The sequence below is a fragment of the Bradyrhizobium sp. MI1.10 genome, from assembly GCF_055811035.1.
In genome coordinates, this window is record NZ_JBVVPN010000010.1 from 57762 (window position 1) to 64044 (window position 6283).

At 63.8% G+C, this 6283-nt stretch carries 6 protein-coding genes; all 6 read left to right on the top strand.

Features of this window, described 5'->3' with window-relative positions; all coding sequences use genetic code 11:
- Positions 1–73 precede the first annotated feature (73 nt).
- The 6 genes from AC0L3K_RS12825 (at position 74) to mbfA (ending at position 6094) form a co-directional block, all read left to right on the top strand.
- Positions 74–916 carry a fumarylacetoacetate hydrolase family protein gene (locus AC0L3K_RS12825; protein WP_018457567.1) on the top strand — a complete coding sequence of 281 codons (843 nt, stop codon included), beginning with the start codon at positions 74–76 and terminating at the stop codon, positions 914–916.
- Positions 917–1059: 143 nt separating this feature from the next.
- On the top strand, positions 1060–1671 hold the full coding sequence (locus AC0L3K_RS12830) for a glutathione S-transferase family protein (RefSeq protein WP_007599593.1): 612 nt from the start codon (positions 1060–1062) through the stop codon (positions 1669–1671).
- Between the two features lie 21 nt (positions 1672–1692).
- A complete protein-coding gene (locus AC0L3K_RS12835; RefSeq protein WP_473366181.1) occupies positions 1693–2889 on the top strand; it encodes a serine hydrolase domain-containing protein in 1197 nt (398 codons plus the stop codon).
- A gap of 16 nt (positions 2890–2905) precedes the next feature.
- On the top strand, positions 2906–3775 hold the full coding sequence (locus AC0L3K_RS12840) for an MBL fold metallo-hydrolase (protein ID WP_007599589.1): 870 nt from the start codon (positions 2906–2908) through the stop codon (positions 3773–3775).
- 133 nt (positions 3776–3908) lie between these two features.
- The gene (locus AC0L3K_RS12845; protein WP_473366182.1) at positions 3909–5060 is read left to right on the top strand and encodes an alpha/beta hydrolase; all 1152 of its coding nucleotides are present in this window, start codon (positions 3909–3911) and stop codon (positions 5058–5060) included.
- Between the two features lie 62 nt (positions 5061–5122).
- Positions 5123–6094 carry an iron exporter MbfA gene (mbfA, locus tag AC0L3K_RS12850; RefSeq protein WP_219682962.1) on the top strand — a complete coding sequence of 324 codons (972 nt, stop codon included), beginning with the start codon at positions 5123–5125 and terminating at the stop codon, positions 6092–6094.
- Positions 6095–6283 lie beyond the last annotated feature (189 nt).

Consider the following 6283-nt stretch of genomic DNA (forward strand, 5'->3'; position numbering starts at 1 on the left):
AGCGGTTGAATTTCCCGCCGCCCTGTTCCATGAAGCTGTTCAACCGATCGGTCCATTCCAGGGAGAAACGAGAATGAAGCTTGTTCGTTATGGCGAGAAGGGTGCGGAAAAGCCCGGCCTGATCGACAAATCCGGCCAGTTGCGGGACCTGTCGGCGCATGTGAAGGACCTGACCGGCGAGGCCTATTCGCCCGAGAGCCTGAAGAAGCTGGCGGCGCTCGATCCCGCCTCGCTGCCCGCCGTCTCCGGTAAGCCGCGGTTCGGCGCCCCCGTCACCGGCATGTCGAAATTCGTGGCGATCGGCCTCAACTACAGCGACCACGCCAAGGAGACCGGCGCGGAGATCCCGAGCGAGCCGATCATTTTCATGAAGGCCAACACCTCGCTGTCCGGCCCGAACGACGCCATCGAGAAGCCGCGCGGCTCGACCAAGCTCGACTGGGAGGTCGAGATCGCCGCGATCATCGGCACGCGCGCAAAATACGTCTCTGAAGCCGACGCGCTCAACCACGTCGCCGGTTACTGCGTCTGCAACGACGTCTCCGAGCGCGCCTTCCAGATCGAGCGCCTGGGTCAGTGGACCAAGGGCAAGTCGCACGACACGTTCGGCCCGCTCGGCCCCTGGCTCGCCACCAAGGACGAGATCAAGGACGTGCAGAACCTGCCGATGTGGCTCGACGTCAACGGCCAGCGCCGCCAGACCGGCTCGACCAAGACCATGATCTTCTCGATGGCCAAGTGCATCTCCTATGTCTCGCAGTTCATGACGCTGCTGCCGGGCGACATCATCACGACGGGCACCCCGCCCGGCGTCGGCCTCGGCATGAAGCCGCCGACCTTCCTCAATGTCGGCGACGTCATCACGCTCGGCATCGAGGGCCTCGGCGAGCAGCGCCAGGAGATCGTCGCGGCGTAAGCCGCGATCATCACTGTCGCCACGCCGTCATTGCGAGCGAAGCGAAGCAATCCAGAGATCGTCCGGCGGAGACAGCCTGGATTGCTTCGTCGCTTCGCTCCTCGCAATGACGAAGCAAAACTTTCATTTTTTGGATACTCGCCATGAAGCTCACCTTCTCCCCCGCCTCGCCCTTCGCCCGCAAGGTGCGCATCGCCGCAATCGAGCTCGGGCTGATCGACAAGATCGAGTTCACGCCGGCAGCCGTCGCGCCCGGCACGGCCAACGAGGACTATTCGAAGATCACGCCGCTGAAGAAGCTACCGGTCCTGATCACCAATGACGGCGACGTTATTTTGGACTCGTACGTCATCGTCGAATATCTCAACGAGATGGCCGGCGGCAGCCTGATCCCGGACTACGGTCCGCGCCGCTGGAAGGCCAAGACCAATCATGCCCTGATCAACGGCATGCTCGATTCCATGCTGCTGTGCCGCTACGAGAAGATGGTGCGGCCGCAGGGCCTGCAATGGCAGGCGTGGTCGGACGACCATTGGAACCGGGCCTGGACCGGAATGGCGCGCTTCGAGAACATGCCCGAGGTGCTGAACGGCCCCTTCGACATCTCGCAGATCGGCCTCGTCTGCGTGCTCGGCTATGCCGACTTCCGCTTTGCCGATTGCGGCTGGCGCAAGGCCTATCCGAAGCTCGACGCGTTCCACCAGAAGATGCTGGAGCGGCCCTCCGTGAAGATCTCGGTGCCGCCGGCGGCGTAGTATCGCGACTGCGGGAGAAGGATGATGCGCGATCGCTTCCCCCGCCTCAGCATTCTCGGCGCGAGCCTCATGCTCGCGTTGACCGTCTCAACCACTTCCGTGCAAGCCGACGGCATGGTGCCTGGACAGCGAAACCTCGCCTGCGAGCCGCCATCGTCAACCGACGACGGCTGGACGACTGCGTCGCCCGACAGCGTCGGCATGGACGGCGCAAAACTTTGCGGGATCGCCGCACGACTCGAACAACGCGCGACTTCGGTTCATTCGGTTGTCGTCGCGCGCCACGGCAAGCTCGTCTTCGAGCAATACTTCGCCGGCTACGATCAACCCTGGGGACAACCGGAAGGCCAGCACGAATTCACCGCGACGACGAAGCACGACATGCGTTCGGCATCGAAGAGTGTCGTTTCGACGCTCATCGGTATCGCGATCGATCGCAAGCTGATCGAAGGCGTCGACGAACCTGTGCTCAAATTCTTCCCCGACCATCAGGCGGTGAAGCAGGCGGGCTGGGAGGCCATCACGCTGCGCCATCTGCTGACGATGTCCTCGGGAATGAAATGGGACGAGGCGCGGGCATGGACCGATCCGAACAACGACGAGCCGCATCTCACCTTTGAAGCCGATCCGATTGATTATGTGCTCGGAAGGCCGGTCGCCGCGCCGCCGGATGTGCTCTGGACCTATAATGGCGGCGGGACTGAACTGCTCGGCAACATCCTCGAACGCGTCTCGGGCAAGCCGCTGGAAACGTTTGCGCGCGAGGCGCTGTTCCAGCCGCTCGGGATCGCCGATTTCGCGTGGAAGGCCTACCCGAAGAACGGCAAGATCGCGGCGGCCGCCGGCCTGCGCTTGCGTCCGCGAGATGCCGCCAAGCTCGGCCAGCTCGTGCTCGATCGCGGCCAGTGGAACGGCCAACAAATCGTCTCGGCCGATTGGATTGCACAATCGATCGCACCGCGCTTCCAGGCGATCGGCTATTTCGGCGGCACGCTGTTCTACGGCTATCAATGGTGGATGGGCCGCTCGCTGGCCGGCGGGAGGGAAATCAAATGGGTTGGCGCCTTCGGCTGGGGCGGACAACGCATTTTCATCGTGCCCGAGCTTGATCTCGTCATGATGACCACCGCTGCCCAATACGGCCAGCCGAAGGAAGGGCTGGCCGCGATCGACGTCCTCTCCAACATCGTCATTCCATCCGTGCGTGACGCACGCTGAGTGCAAGGAAGCGAGCATGAGCCTGAAATACGCGGTTGGCGACCTCACCATCCATCGCGTCGTCGAGCAGGAAACCTCGTTCGTGCCGGCGCTGGAGATGTTGCCGGGGCTGACACCGGAGCTGCTGGCTGAGAACCGGGCGTGGATGAGGCAGGCGAAAGCCCTGGATGACAGCGACACGTTGATGCTGTGCTTCCAGTCCTATGTGATCAAGACGCCGCACCACACCATTCTGGTCGACAGCTGCATCGGCAACGACAAGCCGCGGCCGCAGCGTCCGAAATGGAACATGAAGACCGACGACACCTATCTGCGCGGACTCAACGCTGCCGGATTCTCGCCTGACGACATCGACTTCGTGATGTGCACGCATCTGCATGTCGATCACGTCGGCTGGAACACGCGGCTGGAGAACGGCCGCTGGGTGCCGACCTTCCCGAAAGCGCGCTACGTCTTCGCCAAGCAGGAATTCGATCATTGGACCGAGCAGAATGCGAAGGCGGAGGTGCCGCCGTTCGTGGACAGCGTGCTGCCGGTGGTCGAGGCCAAACGCCACGAGCTTGTCGGCAACGATCACCAGATCGGCGATCACGTTCGTATTCTGCCGACGCCGGGCCACACGCCGGGCCATATCGCCATCACGATGGGACACGGCAAGGACGACGCTGTGTTCTCCGGCGACCTCATGCACTCGCCGATCCAGACGCTCTATCCGGAGATGTCGGTGAAATTCGACCTCGATCAGGCCAAGGCGGCAACGACGCGCCGCAGCTTCCTGGAACGCTATTGCGACACCGACACGCTGTGCTGCACCGCGCATTTCCCCTCGCCGTCGGTAGGAAAGATCCGGCGCAAGGGCAGCGGCTTCGTCTGCGCGGCGGTGTGATCTAGCCGGGATCCCGTAGGGTGGGCAAGGCGAAGCGTGCCCACCATGCCAAACGCGTTATAGAATGATGGTGGGCACGGCGCGCGAAGCGCGCCTTTGCCCACCCTACGATTCCACCCGTGTGGAGAAAGCAATGACCGACCTCCCCGAGATCCCTCTCCCCGCCGGCATCCGCTCACGCTATGTCGACGATATCAACGGCTTGCGCATGCATGTGCTGGAGGCAGGCTTCGAGACCAAGGGGCGGCCCTGCATCCTGCTGCTGCACGGCTTTCCCGAGCTCGCCTTCTCCTGGCGCAAGGTGATGCCGGCGCTCAGCGCGGCCGGCTATCACGTGATCGCCCCGGACCAGCGCGGCTATGGCCGGACGACGGGATGGAGTGCGGAGTATGACGGCGACCTCGCGCCGTTTTCGCTCTTCAACCTGGTGCGGGATGCGCTCGGGCTGGTGTCGGCTTTCGGGTACAGGCAGGTCGATGTGGTCGGACATGATTTCGGCAGCCCAGTCGCGGCCTGGTGCGCGCTGATGCGGCCCGACGTGTTCCGTTCGGTGGCGATGATGAGCGCGCCGTTCGGCGGAGCGCCGCCGCTGCCGTTCAACACGATCGACGCGCCGGCAAAGCCACCGTCCGAAGACCGCGTGCATCGCGAGCTCGCCGCCTTGCCGCGTCCACGCAAGCATTATCAGTGGTACTATGCGACACGCCCGGCCAATGCCGACATGCACCGCGCGGCGCAGGGCGTGCATGATTTCCTGCGGGCCTACTATCACCATAAGAGCGCGGACTGGACCGACAACAAGCCATATCCGCTGAAGTCCTGGTCGGCGAATGAGCTTGCGAAGCTGCCGACCTATTATGTGATGGACCTGAACGAGACCATGGCCGAGACGGTCGCAAAGGAGATGCCCTCGCCGGCCGCGATCGCTGCCAATCACTGGCTCCCCGACCATGAGCTCGGCTACTACAGCGCCGAATACGACCGAACCGGATTCCAGGGCGGCCTGCAATGGTATCGCTGCGGCACATCAGGCGCATTCAACAGCCAGCTCCAATTGTTGGCCGGCCGCACCATCGACGTGCCCTCCTGCTTCATCTCGGGCAAGCAGGATTGGGGCACCTACCAGCGTCCCGGCGTGTTCGAGGCCATGCAGGCGCGGGCCTGCACGAAGCTGCTCGGCTGCCGCCTCGTCGACGGCGCCGGTCACTGGGTGCAGCAGGAGCAGCCGGCCGAGGTAAGCCGACTGCTACTCGATTTCCTAGCAAAGAGCCGCGGCGTGGTTTGACCCGGGAACCCAAGCGCCCTATATAGTTTAGAATTATTCTAAACTAATCAGACAGGGCCGCCGTGAAGAATTTTGCCGATCTGACCGAACGCGAGGTGCTTGCGGTCGCGATCTCCTCCGAAGAGGAGGACAGCCGCATCTACATGAGCTTCGCCGAAGACCTGAAGGAGCGCTATCCGGACTCCGCCAAGATCTTCGAGCAGATGGCCGAGGAAGAGCGCGGCCATCGCCACATGCTGCTGGAAATGTACGAGCAGCGCTTCGGTCCGCATTTGCCCCCGATCCGCCGCGAGGATGTCAAAGGCTTCCTGCGCCGCCGTCCGGTCTGGCTCACCAAAAACCTGCCGCTCGACACCATCCGCAGGGAAGTCGAGACAATGGAATTGCAGGCCGAGCGCTTTTACGTGAAGGCCGCTGAACAGGCGCAAGATGTCGGCGTGCGCCGCCTGCTCGGCGATCTGGCCGAAGCCGAGAAAGGCCACGAAGAGGTGGCGGCGAAGCTGACAGACCAGATCCTGAGTTCAGACGTGCGCGCCGAGGAAGACCGCACCAACCGGCGCATGTTCGTGCTGCAATATGTGCAGCCAGGTCTCGCCGGCCTGATGGACGGCTCGGTTTCGACGCTGGCGCCGCTGTTTGCGGCTGCCTTCGCCACGCATCAGAATTGGCAAACATTTCTGGTCGGCCTCGCCGCCTCGATCGGTGCCGGCATCAGCATGGGTTTTGCGGAAGCGCTGTCCGACGACGGCTCGCTAACCGGACGTGGTTCGCCCTGGCTGCGCGGTCTCACCTGCGGCTTGATGACGACGCTCGGCGGGCTTGGGCACACCCTGCCCTATCTCGTGCCCGACAGCTGGGCCAACGCATTCTGGATCGCCACCGGAATTGCCGGAATTGTCGTGTTCTTCGAATTGTGGGCGATCGCCTTCATCCGCGCGCGCTACATGGACACGCCGTTCCTCCAGGCCGTGTTCCAGATCGTGCTCGGCGGCGCGATCGTGCTGGCGGTGGGGATTTTGATCGGAGCGGCGTAGGCCTCCACTCCTGGCGTCATGCCCCGCGAAGGCGGGGCATCCAGTACGCCGCGACCTCTCCGCGTCCGATCGGCGCCGGTGGAATACTGGATCGGGCCGGGCCCCCGGGCGCGGGCGGGGGGGGGGTGGGTGGGTGACCGCGGGGGGGCGTGGGGCCCGGTGGCTCGCGCGCACAACGCGGGTGGGGGG

What these genes read in the sequence shown, in the direction of transcription:
- AC0L3K_RS12840 (WP_007599589.1), top strand. Translation starts at nt 2,906, where the DNA reads ATGAGCCTGAAATACGCGGTTGGCGACCTCACCATCCATCGCGTCGTC.
- AC0L3K_RS12830 (WP_007599593.1), top strand. Translation starts at nt 1,060, where the DNA reads ATGAAGCTCACCTTCTCCCCCGCCTCGCCCTTCGCCCGCAAGGTGCGC.
- AC0L3K_RS12845 (WP_473366182.1), top strand. Translation starts at nt 3,909, where the DNA reads ATGACCGACCTCCCCGAGATCCCTCTCCCCGCCGGCATCCGCTCACGC.
- AC0L3K_RS12835 (WP_473366181.1), top strand. Translation starts at nt 1,693, where the DNA reads ATGATGCGCGATCGCTTCCCCCGCCTCAGCATTCTCGGCGCGAGCCTC.
- AC0L3K_RS12825 (WP_018457567.1), top strand. Translation starts at nt 74, where the DNA reads ATGAAGCTTGTTCGTTATGGCGAGAAGGGTGCGGAAAAGCCCGGCCTG.